The organism is Streptomyces mabaensis, assembly GCF_053763515.1.
The window spans coordinates 112,886-127,916 of sequence record NZ_JBSOPZ010000017.1 but is presented as its reverse complement, the minus strand read 5'-3'; the positions used below and the strand labels follow the sequence as shown (position 1 = coordinate 127,916).

The following is a 15,031-nucleotide window of genomic DNA, read 5'->3' as shown; positions in this document are numbered from 1 at the left end:
CTCACGCCTCCCCGGGGGTGCCCCGGAGGATCGAGTTGCCCTCGTGGGTGGAGGTGGAGGCGGACGGGCGGTCCGCGAGGTCGAGCCGGAGCCGCCCGCTGAGGCCGTAGAAGGCGACCGGATTGCGCCACAGCACCTGGTCGACGTCGTCGTCCGAGAAGCCGGCCGCGAGCATCGCGTCACCGACCTTGCGGGTCTTCAGCGGGTCGCTCTTGCCCCAGTCCGCGGCCGAGTTGACCAGCACCCGGTGCGTGCCGTGGTCCTTGAGGACGGCCACCATGCGGTCCTCGTCCATCTTGGTGTCCGGGTAGACGGAGAAGCCGAGCCACGATCCGCTGTCGGCGGCCTCCTTCACCGTCGTCTCGTTGAGGTGGTCGAGCAGGACCCGGTCCGGCGGCAGGTCCGACTCCCGTACGACGTCGATGGTGCGGCGCAGCCCGGCGAGTTTGTCGCGGTGCGGGGTGTGGACGAGTGCGGGCAGGCCGTGGGACGCGGCGAGCTGGAGCTGGGTGGCGAGGGCGGCGTCCTCCGCCGGGGTCATCGAGTCGTAGCCGATCTCGCCGACGGCGACGACGTTGTCCTTGACGAGATACGGGGGCAGTTCGGTCAGGACGGGCGCGCAGCGGGGGTCGTTCGCCTCCTTGGGGTTGAGCGCGAGGGTGCAGTGGTGGGCTATGCCGTACTGGGCGGCGCGGAAGGGTTCCCAGCCGAGGAGGGCGTCGAAGTAGTCGTAGAAGCTGTCGGGCGAGGTCCGGGGCTGGCCGAGCCAGAAGGCGGGCTCGACGAGGGCCCTCACTCCGGCGGCGTACATCGCCTCGTAGTCGTCGGTGGTGCGGGAGGTCATATGGATGTGCGGGTCGAAGATGCGCATCAGGACTCCTGCGTGCGGGCGAGGGCGAGGGCGTGGGCGCGGTGGAGGTCGGCGGGGACGTCACGGCCGGCGGCGGTGCGTTCGCTCGCGTAGTCGGTGAGCATGCGGGCCAGCTCGGCGTCGCCGCGTGCACGGGCGGCGAGGCCCGCGACGGCGTCCAGCGGCACGCCGGTGAACAGGCACTTGAGGATCGCGTGCCGCCAGGCGTGCGGGGCGAGGTGGGCGGCGGCGTACGGGCCGACGGCGGCGGTGACGAGCCGCGTGTCGTTGGTACGCAGGGCGTCCTCGACCAGGGGCACGCCGTCGGCCGGCGTGAGCCGCGTCAGGTACGGGAGCGCTCGCAGCACCGCGCGCCGCTCGGCCGCGGTGCCGTGCCGGTAGAGGCGGGCAGTGGTGGTGCCGTCCGCCGCGGCGGTGCGCAGCAGGAGGACGCGGGCGTCGTCGGCGGCGGCGTGGTCGGCGCCGCACTGCCGGCCGGCTTCGGCGAAGCGGAGTTCCCAGCCGGGCAGCCCCGCGTCGGCCTCGGCCAGGGCGCCGGCCAGCCAGGCGCGGGCCGCTTGGCCGAGTCGTTTGTCAAGGGCGGAGTGCAGGTCGGTCAGCACGGGAACCCTCCCGCCTCGCGCAGGAACCGCAGGGAACGCTCCGCCAGGTCCGGGCCCGCGTGCGAGTGGCGGGGCAGTTCGACGACGGTCAGGCCCTGGTAGCCGGTGGCGCGCAGGGCGTCCAGTACGGGTGGGAAGTCGATCTCCCCGTCGCCGAAGGGGAGGTGCTCGTGCACGCCACGCCGCATGTCCTCGATCTGGACGTGCCGCAGCCAGGGCGCCGCGTCGCGTACGCAGTCGGCGGGCGGGGCGGGCTCCAGGCACTGGCAGTGGCCGATGTCGAGGGTGAGCCCGAGGGGCCCGTCGGGTCCGGGGTCGCCGAGGAGACGGCGGAGGTGGTGGAAGTCGGCAAGGGTGGCGAGGAGATGGCCGGGCTCGGGCTCGATGGCGAGCGGTATCGCGCGGTCCGCGGCGGCGTCGAGCACGGGCTGGAGGGACTCGTGGAGCCGCTTCCAGGCGGTGTCGGGATCGGTGCCGGGCGGGGTGATGCCGCTGAAGCAGTGCACGGCGTGGGCGCCGAGGTCGGCGGCGATCCGTACGGCGGTGGTCAGGAGCCGGGTGCGGGCGGCGCGGCCGTCGGGATCCGGGTCGAGCAGGGACGGGCCGTGTTTGCGCCGGGGGTCGAGTACGTACCGGGCGCCGGTCTCGACGGTGACGCTCAGCCCGAGTTCCTGGAGCCGGCCGGCCACGCGGTGGGTGCGGGCGGGGAGTTCGGGGGCGAGGGGGTCCAGGTGCATGTGGTCGAGCGTCAGCCCGACGCCGTCGTAGCCGAGGTCGGCGAGCAGGGCGAGGGCGTCGTCGAGCCGGAGATCGGTGAGCCCGTTGGTGCCGTATCCGAAGCGGAGAGTCGGGTGGGGGCTCATGTGGGGCTCACCTTCCGTGCGAGCTTGCGGGCGAGGGGGGCGAGCGCGATGAGTGCGGCGCCGGTACGGAGGGAACCGGCGCGGGCCGCGAGGGCGGCCTGGAGCGGGATCATGGCGCGGATCCCGCCGCCGACGGCGCGCTGGGTGAGGGGTGGGGAGGGGTTGAGCGCGGCGTGCAGCAGCGGCTTGCCGGCGGTGGCGGCGTAGACGGCGGCGAGGCCGGTGGCCAGGAGCCGGGGTGCCGGGCCCGTTCCCGGGCCGGGCGCCACGCGCTCGCGGCTTGTCAGCGCTCCGAGCGCGAGGGTCGCGGCGAGCGCGCCGAGCGGTACGGCGGTCGAGCCGCCGTGCGCCTCGTGGCGCGAGACGGAGGTGACGGCGAGGGTGTGCGCCCCCAGAAGGGCGGCTGCGCCCCACGCGGAGGCTCCCATCCCGGGGGCCAGCCCCGACCCGCCGGCGGCGGAAACCGGGCCGCCGGTGGGACGGTTCATCCCCACCCACCCGCCCTGGGTTCCGGTGGTACTGCGTACCCCCGGCCCCCCAGGACGGCCGCTCGGCACCGCGCCGGCGCCGGCCCACGGCAGCGCCGCCCCCGCGGGCCAGGGCTTCCCCACCCACCCGCCCATGACCCCTGGGGTACGAAGTACCCCCGAGCCCCCGGCGCGGCTGCTTCGCGCCGCGAAGTCAGCGGGAGCCGAGCCGCTGCGGGGCCGGTCAGGTGCGGCGCGGAGCGCGGCAGCGGGCAGCAGGCCTCCGGCGGGGGCCGGGCCGCTTCGCGGCCGGGCTCGTGCCGCAACTCGTCGGCGCGGGAGCGTCCCGGTGCGCTGCCCGGCCACCGGCGCCCCGGCGCCCCGCACCGAGCCTGCGGCCGGGGCGTCCTGTGCGCCCGTTGCTGTTGCTGTTGCTGTTGCGCCCAGGAGTAGGTCCAGGGATCGGGCTGTTGCCATGGCGAGCGGGCCTGCCGGGGTGTGTTTCAGGTGCAGGTCGTACGACCAGACCGTTGCCGCCAGGGCCGTCGCCACCGCCAGGGAACGGCGGCCGGCGTGGGCGGACAGGGTCAGGCCTGCCAGGGTGAGGCCGGCCGCCGCCGTCAGGGCCGCCGGCGGGGAGATGCGGCCGGACGGGATCGGGCGGTGCGGGCGGTCGCGCGCGTCCTCCTCCCGGTCGGCCCAGTCGTTCAGCGCCATGCCGGACATGTACAGGCAGAGCGACGCGCCGACGGCCAGCGCCGTGCCGCGGTTGGGGCGCAGGCCCACGGCAGCCGCGCCCGCCAGTGCGTCGCCCGGGACCGTGAAGAGCGCGGATACGCGAAGGAGTTCCGCCCAGGCCAACCCCCGTCCGGCCCCGGCCCCACGACCGCGGCCCGTCACCTCGCCTCCCGCAGCCGGTCCGCGAAGGACAGCAGGGCCGTGTACTGGTCGGACAGGGCCGACGGGCCGCCGTCCGGGTCCTTGAAGTAGAAGCCCAGTTCCGGGCGCGGGCCCCGCAGGCCCGCTGCATGCGCGCGGGCCAGCAGCCGGGCCAGGTCCAGGACCAGCGGGGCCGCCAGGGCCGAGTCGCAGCCCTGCCAGATCGTCTGGAGAACCATCCGGGAGCCGAGGAAGCCGTCGAAGGCGATGTGGTCCCAGGCCGTCTTCCAGTCTCCGAGGGCGGGGACGTCGTCGATGTGGACGTCGCCCTCGGGGGTGAAGGCGAGCGTGTCGGACAGGACGCGGTTCTTGCCCGCGTTCTTGGCTGCCGCGGCAGCCGGGTCGGCCAGCGCCGCCCCGTCCCCGCCGCCCAGCAGATTCGTACCCGACCAGGCCCGCACGGACAGGGCGCGTTGCACGAACATCGGGGCCAGCACCGAGCGCAGCAGCGTCTGGCCCGTCTTGCCGTCGCGCCCCGCGTGCGGAAGCGCGCAGGCCGCGACGGCGTCGCGCAGGGCCGCGGTGTGCAGCCCGGTCGAAGGGGTGAAGTTGACGTACGGACAGCCCGCCCGCAGCGCGGCCGCCGCGTACAGGGAGCTGGCCGGCAGGCGCGGGTCGTCCGGCGAGGGCGCCGGTTCCGTCGAGGCCACGTTGACCACCACCGTGCGGGTCAGGCTGTGATGACGAGCGAAGGCCGTCAGGTCCGCCGCGAACGCCGCGATGAGGTCCTCGTCCGTGCGGGTGTCCCCCGGCAGCGGGCCGCCGGGGCGTATCTCCGCGTCGGCCGCGGCCAGTTCACTCCGTACCGCCGAGGCGAGACCGTGCGGCAGGACTCCCCCGGCCTCCAGCGCCTCCGCCCGCTTCGGCAGCGGGCAGCCGGCCGTGTCGTGTCCGCCGAAGACGAGGGACTCCAGCGGCGGCAGGCCCGCGCCCGCGAACGGCGGGGTTTCCGTGACCATGCCCGTCGCCGGGTGGAGTCCCGCGGTCACCGCGGCGCAGCCCGCGACCGCCGTGGTCGCGACCGAGCCGCGCGCTCCGACGAACCAGACACCTGTCCTTCCCATGCGTGGCTCGGACGGCTCGCACGGAGTGGGAGCGGATGGGGTGGTCACGGGCTGCCTCCCTGCGGGTACCGGGTGGGTGGAAGAGGTGGAAGAGACGGCGGGCGGGGTCCGGCGTGCCCCGCCCGCCGCCGATCGTGGGCTACTGCTTGGCCGGCAGCTCCTTGACCTGGATGTTGCGGAAGGCCACCTGGTCGGAGGCACCGTGGTTCTGGATGCCGAAGTGCCCCTGGGCCAGGCTGCGCACGGGATCGGTGTTGGTGAAGTCGTTGATCTTCACCCCGTTGAGGAAGACGCGCAGGCGCTCTCCCTCGACCCGGATCTCATACGTGTTCCACTCACCCGGAGGGTTGAGCGCGGCGTCACGCGCGGCGATGTCGGCCGCCTTGAAGCCGTACACCGAGCCGGTGGTCTTCTCCGGTGCGTCGCTCGCGTCGATCTGGATCTCGTACCCCTTGTTGACGGCCGACCAGGGGTCGTCGGAGGCCGGGAAGCCCACGAAGATCCCGGAGTTGTCGTCCCCGGCCATCTTCCAGTCGAGCTTGAGGGAGTACGACTGGAACTCCTTGGCCTGGTACCAGAGCAGGCCCATGCCGCCGGTCGAGTTCAGCGTTCCGTCCTTGATCGCGAACGAGCCCGGTCCGGCCTGCTTCCAGCCGTTCAGCGTCTCGCCGTTGAAGAGCGAGCGGTAACCGGTGGACGGCTTGCAGTCGGCCTTGGCGATACCCGTCGCGTACAGCAGTCCGCCCAGCAGGTGCTGCCGGAAGGCCGGCTCGGCGTAGGACTCCTTGGTGTGGCCGCCGCCGGTGTAGAACGAGCGGCCGCCCTCATACGGCTGGCACCAGGCGATCGGATGGTCACCCTTCATCGTGCCGCCGGTGTAACTGGTCTCGTCGAGGGTGGCCAGTACGCGGGCCTGGCCGCGCGGGTTGGTGCGGTAGTCGTACCACTCGTCAGTGCGCTGCCAGGTGGTGTCCAGGTGCGCGGTGGCGGGGTGGTCGTGGTCCTCGACGCGGACGGTGGCGGGCTGGATGTGCGGGTGGGAGGCGAAGTACGCGCCGACGAGGCCACCGTAGAACTTCCAGTCGTACTCGGTGTCGGCGGCGGCGTGGACGCCCATGTAGCCGCCTCCGTCGGCGACGTACTTCTCGAAGGCCGTCTGCTGGCCGGTGTTCAGCACATCGCCCGTCGTGGAGAGGAACACCACGGCGTCGTAGCGCGCGAGGTTCTCGGCGGTGAACTGACCCGCCTCCTCGGTCGCGTCGACGGTGAGGCCGCGCTGCGCGCCGAGTTCCTTCAGGGCGGCGACCCCGGCCGGGATGGAGTCGTGGCGGAATCCGGCGGTCTTGGAGAAGACCAGGACCCGCTTCTTCGGCTTGCCGTCGGTCTTGGCGGTGGAGAAGGTGAAGTCGTCCACGTCGTAGAGGGCTCCGGCGCCGCCCTTGAAGACGAGGTACACGGTGGTCGTCCCGGCCGGCGGCCGCTTCAGGCTCGCGGTGACGTCCTGGAACGTCTCCCAGCTGCCGGTCACGGGGACGGCGGTGGAGCCCAGCAGCCTGCCGCCCGGTGTGCCGGCCCGGACCTCAAGGGTGCCGCCGGCGCCGCCCGAGGAGATCCGTGCGGTGAGGGAGGTCGCGTCGCCGATCCGGTAGGGCTTGAAGGCGATCCAGTCGCCGTTGTGGATGTCGCCGACGGTCTTGCCGCCGTGGGCAGGGGTCTTGTTGACGATACTGACGCCGTTCGCCGCGTTGTAGTGCTCGGCCTGGCGGTGCTTGGGCTGGACGACGTTCTGGTCGTGGGTGGTCAGCGGGGCCTGGCCGCCGGCGCCCCGGTCGGTGTACTCGGCGTCGAAGACCCCGAAGATGTTCGCGTTGGGATCGTGTTCGCCGTCGGCGGTGGTCTTCAGGGTGCCGGTGCAGCCGTTGGCGGAGGTGACCGGGTGGCCGTGGCTGTCGTGGCCGAGGATGTGGGTGACCTTGACCTTGGCGCAGTCGATGGTCCCGTCCTCCGGGTCGGACACGGTCACCTTGAACGGGATCTCGTCGCCGAAGGTGAACAGCTGCCCGTCACCCGGGAGTTCCAGGGTTACCTTGGGCGCCGTGTTGCCGACGACGACCTGGACACTGGCCGAGCCGGTGCGCCCGGAGGGGTCCTTGGCGGTGACGGTCGCGGTGTAGGTGCCGTTCTTCCGGTACATGTACGTGGGGTTGGCGGCCGTGGAGGTTCCGCCGTCACCGAACGTCCAGGAGTACGTCAGGGCGTCGCCGTCGGAGTCCGAGGTGCCGGCCGAGGAGAACTTCACCCGCAGCGGTGCCTGGCCGGAGGTCTTGTCGGCCTTGGCCTCGGCCACCGGGGAGTGCCCGTCGGTGGCGTTCTCGATGCGGTAGAGGGCGGAGTTCTCGTTGCCGCCGAACCAGGCGGTGCCGTAGTCGAGGACGTACAGCGCGCCGTCGGGTCCGAAGGCCATGTCCATCACCTGGGTTCCCGTCCAGGGGAAGGGGTTGATGGACTGGACGGCGCCGTCCGCGCCGTGCTCGACGCGCTTGATCCAGCGCCGGCCGAACTCACCGGCGAAGTAGTCGCCGTCGTACGCCTCGGGGAACTTCACCGGCGAGTTCAGGTTCGGGTCGTACCGGTAGACGGGCCCGCCCATCGGGGACTCGGAGCCGCTGCCGAACTCGGGCACGGATCCTCCGTCGTACGGGATCCAGGCCTCCTGCGCGGGCGGCAGGTCGACCAGGCCGGTGTTGTGCGGCGAGTCGTTCTTCGGCGCCGCACAGTCGAAGGCCGCGCCGGAGGTCTTGGTGGCGAAGTCGTAGTCGACGTACGGCTCGTTCTTGCCGGTGCAGAACGGCCAGCCGTAGTTGCCCGGCTTGGTGACCCGGGCGAACTCGACCTTTCCAGCCGGTCCGCGCTTGGGGTCGGCCGCGCCCGCGTCGGGCCCGTAGTCGCCGACGTAGACGATTCCGGTGGGCTTGTCGACGCTGAACCGGAAGGGGTTGCGGAAGCCCATCGCGTAGATCTCGGGGCGGGTCTTGGCGGTGCCGGGGGCGAAGAGGTTGCCGTCCGGGACCGAGTACGACGCGTCGGCGTTGACCTTGATCCGCAGGATCTTGCCGCGCAGGTCGTTGGTGTTGCCGGAGGTGCGGCGGGCGTCGTAGGCCGGGTTGCGGTTCGGGCGCTCGTCGATCGGTGTGTAGCCGTCGGAGGCGAACGGGTTGGAGTCGTCGCCGGTGGAGAGGTAGAGGTTGCCCTGCGCGTCGAAGTCGATGTCACCGCCGACGTGGCAGCAGATGCCGCGGGTGGCGGGGACGTCGAGGACCTTCTTCTCGCTGGCGTTGTCGAGGGTGCCGTCGGCCCTGAGGACGAAGCGGGAGAGCCGGTTCACGCCCTCGTACTTGGCGAAGTCCGCGGCTGTGCCCTCGTTGGGGGCGTCGCCCGCCGGGGTGTCCATGGGCGGTGCGTAGTAGAGGTAGATGAAGCGGTTCTCGCTGAACTTCGGGTCCACCCCGACGCCTTGCAGGCCTTCCTCGTCGTGCGAGTAGACGGGGATCTTGCCGGCCAGGCGGGTGGTCCCGGCGCTGTCGGTGATCCGCAGTTCGCCGTCGCGCGAGGTGTGCAGCACATTGCGGTCGGGCAGTACGGCGAGGCTCATCGGCTCGCCGACCTCCGGCTCGCCCTTGGCGAGGGTGACCTGCTGGAAGTCCTCGGCCGCGGCCGCGGCGGACGGTTCGGGGATCTCGGCGGCGGTCACGGACGGGGCGGAGAGAGTGAGCGAGGTGGCGGCGAGGAGGCTGCCGGTGAGGAGTGCGAGTGCCTTCCGGGTTCTGAGCCTTTTCCTGTGCACGTAAGTCCTCCGGTTGAAGCCGGTTGTACGAGCGGTTGCTACGGGCGGGTGCGGTGGGCACCGGCGCGCGCCGTCACGCCGGAGGCCACTTATGTCCTGAGCACCTCAAGGACGGTAGCCGGGTTCGTCCTGAGCGGAAAGCCCTTGTGCAGCAGAGAAGTTGAACTTTCTCCCGCACCAGGACAAAGTCGGGTCGGGGCAGGTCGGAGCCACCCGGCGGCGAGGCCGCCGCCGGGCGTTGAGCTGGTACTTCTCGTCAGTCGCCGGCTCCGAACGCGGCATCGAAGGACGCCGCCGGCGGATCGAAGTCGTACCTCCTGAGCACAGAGAGCGCTTCCGGAGCACCGGTCAGCCGGTCCATTCCGGCGTCCTCCCACTCCACCGAGACGGGCCCCGCGTAACCGATCGAGCGGAGCATCCGGAAGACGTCCTCCCACGGGACGTCACCGTGACCGGCCGAGACGAAGTCCCAGCCACGCCGCGGATCACCCCAGGGCAGGTGCGAGCCGAGCCGGCCGTTGCGGCCGTCGAGCCGCTTGCGGGCCTCCTTGCAGTCCACGTGGTAGATCCGGTCGCGGAAGTCCCACAGGAAGCCGACCGGATCGAGGTCCTGCCAGACGAAATGGCTCGGGTCGAAGTTCAGCCCGAAGGCCGGCCGGTGGCCGACGGCCTCCAGCGCCCGGTGGGTGGTCCAGTAGTCGTACGCGATCTCGCTCGGGTGGACCTCGTGGGCGAAGCGCACACCCTCCGCGTCGAAGACGTCCAGGATCGGGTTCCACCGCTCGGCGAAGTCCTCGTAGCCCCGCTCGATCATGCGGGGCGGTACGGGCGGGAACATCGCGACGAGATGCCAGATGGAGGAGCCGGTGAAGCCGATGACGGTCTCGACGCCGAAGGCGGCGGCCGCTCGGGCGGTGTCCTTGATCTCCGCCGCTGCCCGCTGCCGGACCCCCTCGGGCTCGCCGTCGCCCCAGATCCTGGCGGGCAGGATGCCCTGGTGGCGTTCGTCGATGGGGGAATCGCAGACGGCCTGGCCCACCAGGTGGTTGGAGATCGCCCAGCACTTCAGCCCGTACTTGTCGAGCAGCTGCCGGCGCGCGTCCAGATAGCCCGGGTCGTGCAGCGCCTTGTCGACCTCGAAGTGATCGCCCCAGCAGGCGAGTTCGAGGCCGTCGTAACCGAAGTCGCGGGCGAGCCGGCAGACCTCCTCCAGCGGAAGGTCGGCCCACTGGCCGGTGAAGAGCGTGAAGGGACGGGGCACACGGGCCTCCTAGAACAGGGCTCAGGAAGGGACGAGGGTGTAGGCGGCGTTCTTCGCGGCGCTCTCCTCCACCGCCGCGAGGACCCGCTGCACCTGGAGACCGTCGGCGAACGACGGCGCGGGTTCGGTGCCGGCCGCGACGGCCGCCACCAGATCGCGCGCCTGGTGGACGAAGGTGTGCTCGTAGCCGAGCGCGTGCCCGGGCGGCCACCAGGCCTCCAGATACGGATGGTCCGGCTCGGTGACCAGGATCCGGCGGAAGCCGGCCGACGCGGCGGGCTCGGTGTGGTCGTGGAAGCTCAGCTCGTTCAGCCGCTCCAGGTCGAACGCCAGCGAGCCGTGCTCGCCGTTGAGTTCGAGCCGCAGCGCGTTCTTCCGCCCCGACGCCATCCGGGTCGCCTCGAAGGAGGCCAGCGCCCCGGAGACGAGCCGCCCGGTGAACAGCGCCGCGTCGTCCACGGTCACCGGGCCGCGCCCGATACCGCCGGCCCCGGTACCGCCGCCCCCGATACCGCCGGCCCCGGTACCGCCGCCCCCGGTACCGCCGCCCCCCGAGAGCCCGGTGACGGCCCCGGCGGGCAGCGGCCGCTCCCGTACGAACGTCTCGGTGAGCGCGGACACCCCCGCCAACGGCTCCCCCGCCAGGTACTGCGCGAGGTCGATGATGTGCGCGCCCAGGTCGCCGAGCGCGCCGGATCCGGCATGCTCCCGCTGCAGCCGCCAGGCCAGCGGGAACTCCGGGTCCACCAGCCAGTCCTGCAGATACGTGACCCGTACGTGCCGCAGCGCGCCGAGCCTGCCCTCGGCGACCAGCCGGCGGGCGTACGCGAGGGCGGGCACCCTGCGGTAGTTGAAGCCCACCATCGCCACCTGGCCGTGCCGCCGGGCCCGGGCGGCGGCCTCGGCCATCGCCTCGGCCTCCTCGACCGTGTTGGCCAGCGGCTTCTCGCACAGCACGTGCTTGCCCGCCTCCAGCGCCGCGATCGCGATCTCCGCATGGCTGTCCCCCGGGGTGCAGATGTCGACGATCTGCACGTCGTCGCGGGCGATGAGGTCCCGCCAGTCGGTCTCGGCGGCGGCCCAGCCGTGCTTGTCGGCGGCGGCTCTCACCGCCGTACGGTCGCGGCCGCAGACGGCCGCGAGGACCGGCCGCTGTGGCAGGTCGAAGACCCGGCCGGCGGTGCGCCAGCCCTGGGAGTGGGCGGCGCCCATGAACGCGTACCCGACCATCCCGACGCCGAGGGCTTGCTGTGGCGCCGCAGGGTCCGTCCCCTGCTTTTCCTCCGTCCGATCCATGTGATCCGTCTGATCCGTCCGGGCCATCCGGGGTCCTCCTCGTCGCTTGCTCGGTGGGGGCGTGCGGGCGCGCGGCCCAAAACGGTCAGCTGAAGCCGGTGGGCAGGTACTCGTCCACGTTGTCCTTGGTCACCACGGCCGAGTAGAGGGTGATCGAGGCCGGGATCTCCAGCTCGGACATCCCGCCGACCCCCTTGCCCTGGCCGAGGGCGCGGGCCAGGTCGATGGCGGAGGCGGCCATGGTCGGCGGGTAGAGCACGGTCGCCTTGAGGACGGAGTTGTCCGCCTTGATGGCGTCCATCGCGGACTTGGCCCCGGCGCCGCCGACCATCAGGAAGTCGTCCCGGCCGGCCTGCTGGATGGCGCGCAGCGCGCCCACGCCCTGGTCGTCGTCGTGGTTCCACAGCGCGTCGAACTGCTTCTGCGCCTGGAGCAGTTGGGCCATCTTGGCCTGACCCGACTCGACGGTGAACTCGGCGGCCTGGCGGGCCACCTTCTTGATGTTGGGGTAGTTCTTCAGCGCGTCGTCGAAGCCCTGGGTGCGCTGCTTGGTCAGCTCCAGGTTGTCCATGCCGGCCAGTTCGATCACCGTGGCGCCCGGCTTGTCCTTAAGCTGCTCGCCGATGTAGCGGCCGGCGTTGAGGCCCATGCCGTAGTTGTCGCCGCCGATCCAGCAGCGGTAGGCCTGCGGGGAGGCGAAGATCCGGTCCAGGTTGATGACGGGGATGCCGGCCCTCATCGCCTGGAGGCCGACCTGGGTGAGCGCCTTGCCGTCGGCCGGCAGGATCACCAGCACGTCGACCTTCTTGTTGATCAGGGTCTGGACCTGGCCGATCTGGGCGGCGGTGTCGTTGGAGCCCTCGGTGATCTCCAGCTTCACCTCGGAGTACTTCGCGGCACGCGACTTGGCGTTCTCGTTGATCGCGTTGAGCCAGCCGTGGTCGGCCTGGGGGCCCGCGAATCCGATGGTGACGGGCTTGCCCGGCTTGTCGTCGGCGGCCGGTCCGCTGTTGGCCGCCGGGCCGGCGCTCTTCTTCGGCTCGTTGCTGGTGCAGGCGGTGAGCAGAGCGCCGGCGGAGACGGCGGCGCCGCCGAACAGCAGTCCTCTGCGGCTGGTGCGTGGGATTTCCGGCATGGCGGATGAACCCTTCTCGTGGGGCGGTGCGAGGGGGGAACGTGGGAGGGACTTGGGAGGGACTTGGGGGTCAGGATTCGCCGTTGCGCAGGGTGCTGCGCTGGACGAGGACCGCGGCGACGATGATCGCGCCCTTGGCGATCTGCTGGACCGCGCTCTCCAGGTTGTTGAGAGCGAAGATGTTGGTGATCGTGGTGAAGACCAGGACGCCGAGCACCGAGCCGACGATGGTGCCCCGGCCGCCGCTGAGCAGCGTGCCGCCGATGATCGCGGCGGCGATGGCGTCGAGTTCGTACAGGTTGCCGTTGGTGTTCTGGCCCGAACCGGCCAGCACGATCAGCAGGAAGGCCGCGATGCCGCAGCACAGCCCGGACAGCAGGTAGAGGTAGAGGCGCTGCCGCCGGACGTCGATACCCGCGAGCCGGGCCGCCTCGGCGTTGCCGCCGACGGCGACGGTGCGCCGGCCGAACGTCGTCCGGTTCAGCAGCAGCCAGCCGACCGCGGTGACGGCCGCGAAGACGAGTACCAGCGGCGGGACGCCGAGGACGTACGCGTCGGGGACGCCGAGGTCGAGCACCGACTGCACGGTGACGATCTGCGTCTTGCCGTCGGTGATCTGCAGGGCCAGTCCGCGGGCCGCGGCGAGCATCGCCAGCGTCGCGATGAAGGGCACCATCCCGCCGTACGCGATGAGGAGTCCGTTCACGAGCCCGCAGGCCAGGCCCACCACCACGGCGGTGAACAGGATGCCCGCGAAGCCGTACTCCTGGGTGGCGACCGTCGTCGCCCATACGGAGGCGAGCGCGACGATCGCGCCGACGGAGAGGTCGATGCCGCCGCTGGTGATGACGAACGTCATGCCGACGGTGACGACACCGATGACCGAGGCCTGGGTCAGGACGAGTTGGAGGTTGCCGGAGTCCAGGAACGCGTCGGGCTTGGTGATCCCGCCGACCGCGATCAGGACGGCCAGGACGCCGAGCAGGGACAGGTTGCGGACATCGAGCCTGGCCCCCAGTTCGCGCCAGGGCGCGCGGCCGGCGCCACCGTCGGACGGCCTCTTCTCCTTCTCCTCGACCGTCCGTCCGTCCTGCTGTGCGGGCGAGGCGGGCTGTGCCCCGGGAGGGGTCATGAGGTCGGGCTCCCTTCCATCACAAGGTCGAGTACGCGGTGCTCGTCGAGCCCGCGCGCGGGCGCCGTGTGCACGACCCGCCCCTCGCGGAGCACCAGCACCCGGTCGGCGAGGCCCAGGACTTCCGGGACCTCGCTGGAGACGAGGAGGACGGCGAGGCCGTCGTCGGCCAGCCGGCGGATGACGGCGTACAACTCGGCCCGCGCGCCGACATCCACCCCCCGGGTCGGTTCGTCGAGCAGCAGGACCCGGCAGCCGCGCAGCAGCCAGCGCGCGAGGACGGCTTTCTGCTGGTTGCCGCCGGAGAGGGTGCGGATGCGGGCGTCGGGGTTGTCGGGGCGCAGCGAGAGTTCCCGGGTGGCGGCCCGGGCCGCGGCGCGCTCCTTCGTACGGTCGAGCCAGCCCCCGTACGAGAAGCGGGAGAGGGCGGAGACCGAGACGTTGCGGGTGACGGATTCGAGCATCAGCAGCCCCTGGGCCTTGCGCTCCTCGGGAGCGAGGCCCAGTCCGGCGCGGACGGCGGCCCGGACGCTGCCGGTGCGCAGGGGGCGGCCGTCCACGATGACCCGGCCGTGGCTGGGTTTGCGCGCCCCGTAGATCGTTTCCAGGATCTCCGAGCGCCCGGAGCCGACAAGTCCGGCGAGGCCGACGATCTCGCCGGGGTGGACTTCGAGGTAGACCGGCGCGAACTCGCCTTCGCGGGCGAGTCCTTCGACCTTGAGCACCGGGCGGTCCCGTCGGTCCGGCTGCCGTACGGGCCGCTGGGGGAAGACGTACTCGACCTTGCGGCCGGTCATCATGGCAACGATGTCGTGCGTGGGTGTGTCCGGGGCGGACAGGCCGCCGGCCACGGCGCGGCCGTCCTTCAGCACGGTCACCCGGTCGCCGATGCGGCGGATCTCCTCCAGCCGGTGGGAGATGTAGACGACGGCGACTCCGTCGTCGGTCAGTGCGCCGACAATCCGGAACAGGTTGGCGACCTCGTCGGGGTCGAGGGCGGCGGACGGCTCGTCCATCACGATCAGCCGGACGTCGTGGGACAGCGCCCGCGCCATGGAGACGATCTGCTGCTGGGCGGCGGAGAGCGAGCCGACGGCGTGTCCCGGATCGATCTCCGGATGGCCAAGGCGCCTGAGCAGGGCGGCCGTTGCCGTCCTGGCCTCCCGGCCGCGGACGACGAAGCCGACGGAAGTCGGCTCATGGCCGAGGAAGACGTTCTCCGCGACCGAAAGGCCTTCCACCAGGTCGAGTTCCTGGTAGATGGTGGCGATACCGAGGCGCATGGCGGCGATCGGGGTCCTGAGGGCGACCGGCTCGCCGTTCCAGGCGATCTGCCCGCCGTCGGGCTGGTGGACGCCGGCAAGCACCTTGATGAGGGTGGACTTGCCGGCCCCGTTCTGGCCGAGGAGGCAGTGGACTTCGCCCGGCAGCACTTCCAGGTCGACGCCGTCGAGGGCGCGGACGCCGGGGAATGACTTGGTGATGCCGGACATGGTGAGCAGGGGTGGTACCGGTGCGGGTGGTTCCGGTGCGGGTGGTTCTGGGGCCATGACGGAT

At 72.0% G+C, this 15,031-nt stretch carries 11 protein-coding genes; all 11 read right to left on the bottom strand.

Translation table 11 applies throughout. The features are described from left to right. Position 1: 1 nt before the first annotated feature. The 11 genes from ACWV17_RS17525 to ACWV17_RS17475 all read right to left on the bottom strand — a co-directional run bounded on the left by ACWV17_RS17525 (position 2) and on the right by ACWV17_RS17475 (position 15,024). Positions 2 to 871: a TatD family hydrolase gene (locus ACWV17_RS17525; protein WP_455360473.1), complete on the bottom strand. Its 870-nt coding sequence runs from the start codon at positions 869 to 871 to the stop codon at positions 2 to 4. Further along, positions 871 to 1,473 carry an EboA domain-containing protein gene (locus ACWV17_RS17520; protein WP_455360472.1) on the bottom strand — a complete coding sequence of 201 codons (603 nt, stop codon included), beginning with the start codon at positions 1,471 to 1,473 and terminating at the stop codon, positions 871 to 873. Before ACWV17_RS17520 ends, ACWV17_RS17525 begins: the two co-directional genes overlap by 1 nt. After that, the gene (locus ACWV17_RS17515) at positions 1,467 to 2,336 is read right to left on the bottom strand and encodes a sugar phosphate isomerase/epimerase family protein (protein ID WP_455360471.1); all 870 of its coding nucleotides are present in this window, start codon (positions 2,334 to 2,336) and stop codon (positions 1,467 to 1,469) included. Before ACWV17_RS17515 ends, ACWV17_RS17520 begins: the two co-directional genes overlap by 7 nt. Then, complete coding sequence (locus ACWV17_RS17510; RefSeq protein WP_455360470.1) at positions 2,333 to 3,664, bottom strand: UbiA family prenyltransferase; 1,332 nt, start codon at positions 3,662 to 3,664, stop codon at positions 2,333 to 2,335. The genes ACWV17_RS17515 and ACWV17_RS17510 overlap by 4 nt, the downstream gene beginning before the upstream one ends. Before the next feature lie 35 nt (positions 3,665 to 3,699). Next, entirely contained in the window at positions 3,700 to 4,806 is a 1,107-nt protein-coding gene (locus tag ACWV17_RS17505; protein ID WP_455360469.1) for an inositol-3-phosphate synthase, read from the bottom strand. A 139-nt stretch (positions 4,807 to 4,945) separates the two neighbouring features. Further along, complete coding sequence (locus ACWV17_RS17500; RefSeq protein ID WP_455360468.1) at positions 4,946 to 8,650, bottom strand: ThuA domain-containing protein; 3,705 nt, start codon at positions 8,648 to 8,650, stop codon at positions 4,946 to 4,948. Positions 8,651 to 8,906: 256 nt separating this feature from the next. Next, positions 8,907 to 9,911: a sugar phosphate isomerase/epimerase family protein gene (locus tag ACWV17_RS17495; protein ID WP_455360467.1), complete on the bottom strand. Its 1,005-nt coding sequence runs from the start codon at positions 9,909 to 9,911 to the stop codon at positions 8,907 to 8,909. Positions 9,912 to 9,932: 21 nt separating this feature from the next. After that, positions 9,933 to 11,207, bottom strand: coding sequence for a Gfo/Idh/MocA family protein (locus ACWV17_RS17490; protein WP_455360466.1), 1,275 nt, complete (start codon positions 11,205 to 11,207; stop codon positions 9,933 to 9,935). Positions 11,208 to 11,292: 85 nt separating this feature from the next. After that, on the bottom strand, positions 11,293 to 12,342 hold the full coding sequence (locus ACWV17_RS17485; protein ID WP_455360465.1) for a substrate-binding domain-containing protein: 1,050 nt from the start codon (positions 12,340 to 12,342) through the stop codon (positions 11,293 to 11,295). A 70-nt stretch (positions 12,343 to 12,412) separates the two neighbouring features. Beyond that, positions 12,413 to 13,474 carry an ABC transporter permease gene (locus ACWV17_RS17480; protein WP_455360464.1) on the bottom strand — a complete coding sequence of 354 codons (1,062 nt, stop codon included), beginning with the start codon at positions 13,472 to 13,474 and terminating at the stop codon, positions 12,413 to 12,415. Then, the gene (locus ACWV17_RS17475; protein ID WP_455360463.1) at positions 13,471 to 15,024 is read right to left on the bottom strand and encodes a sugar ABC transporter ATP-binding protein; all 1,554 of its coding nucleotides are present in this window, start codon (positions 15,022 to 15,024) and stop codon (positions 13,471 to 13,473) included. Before ACWV17_RS17475 ends, ACWV17_RS17480 begins: the two co-directional genes overlap by 4 nt. Between the last annotated feature and the right edge of the window lie 7 nt (positions 15,025 to 15,031).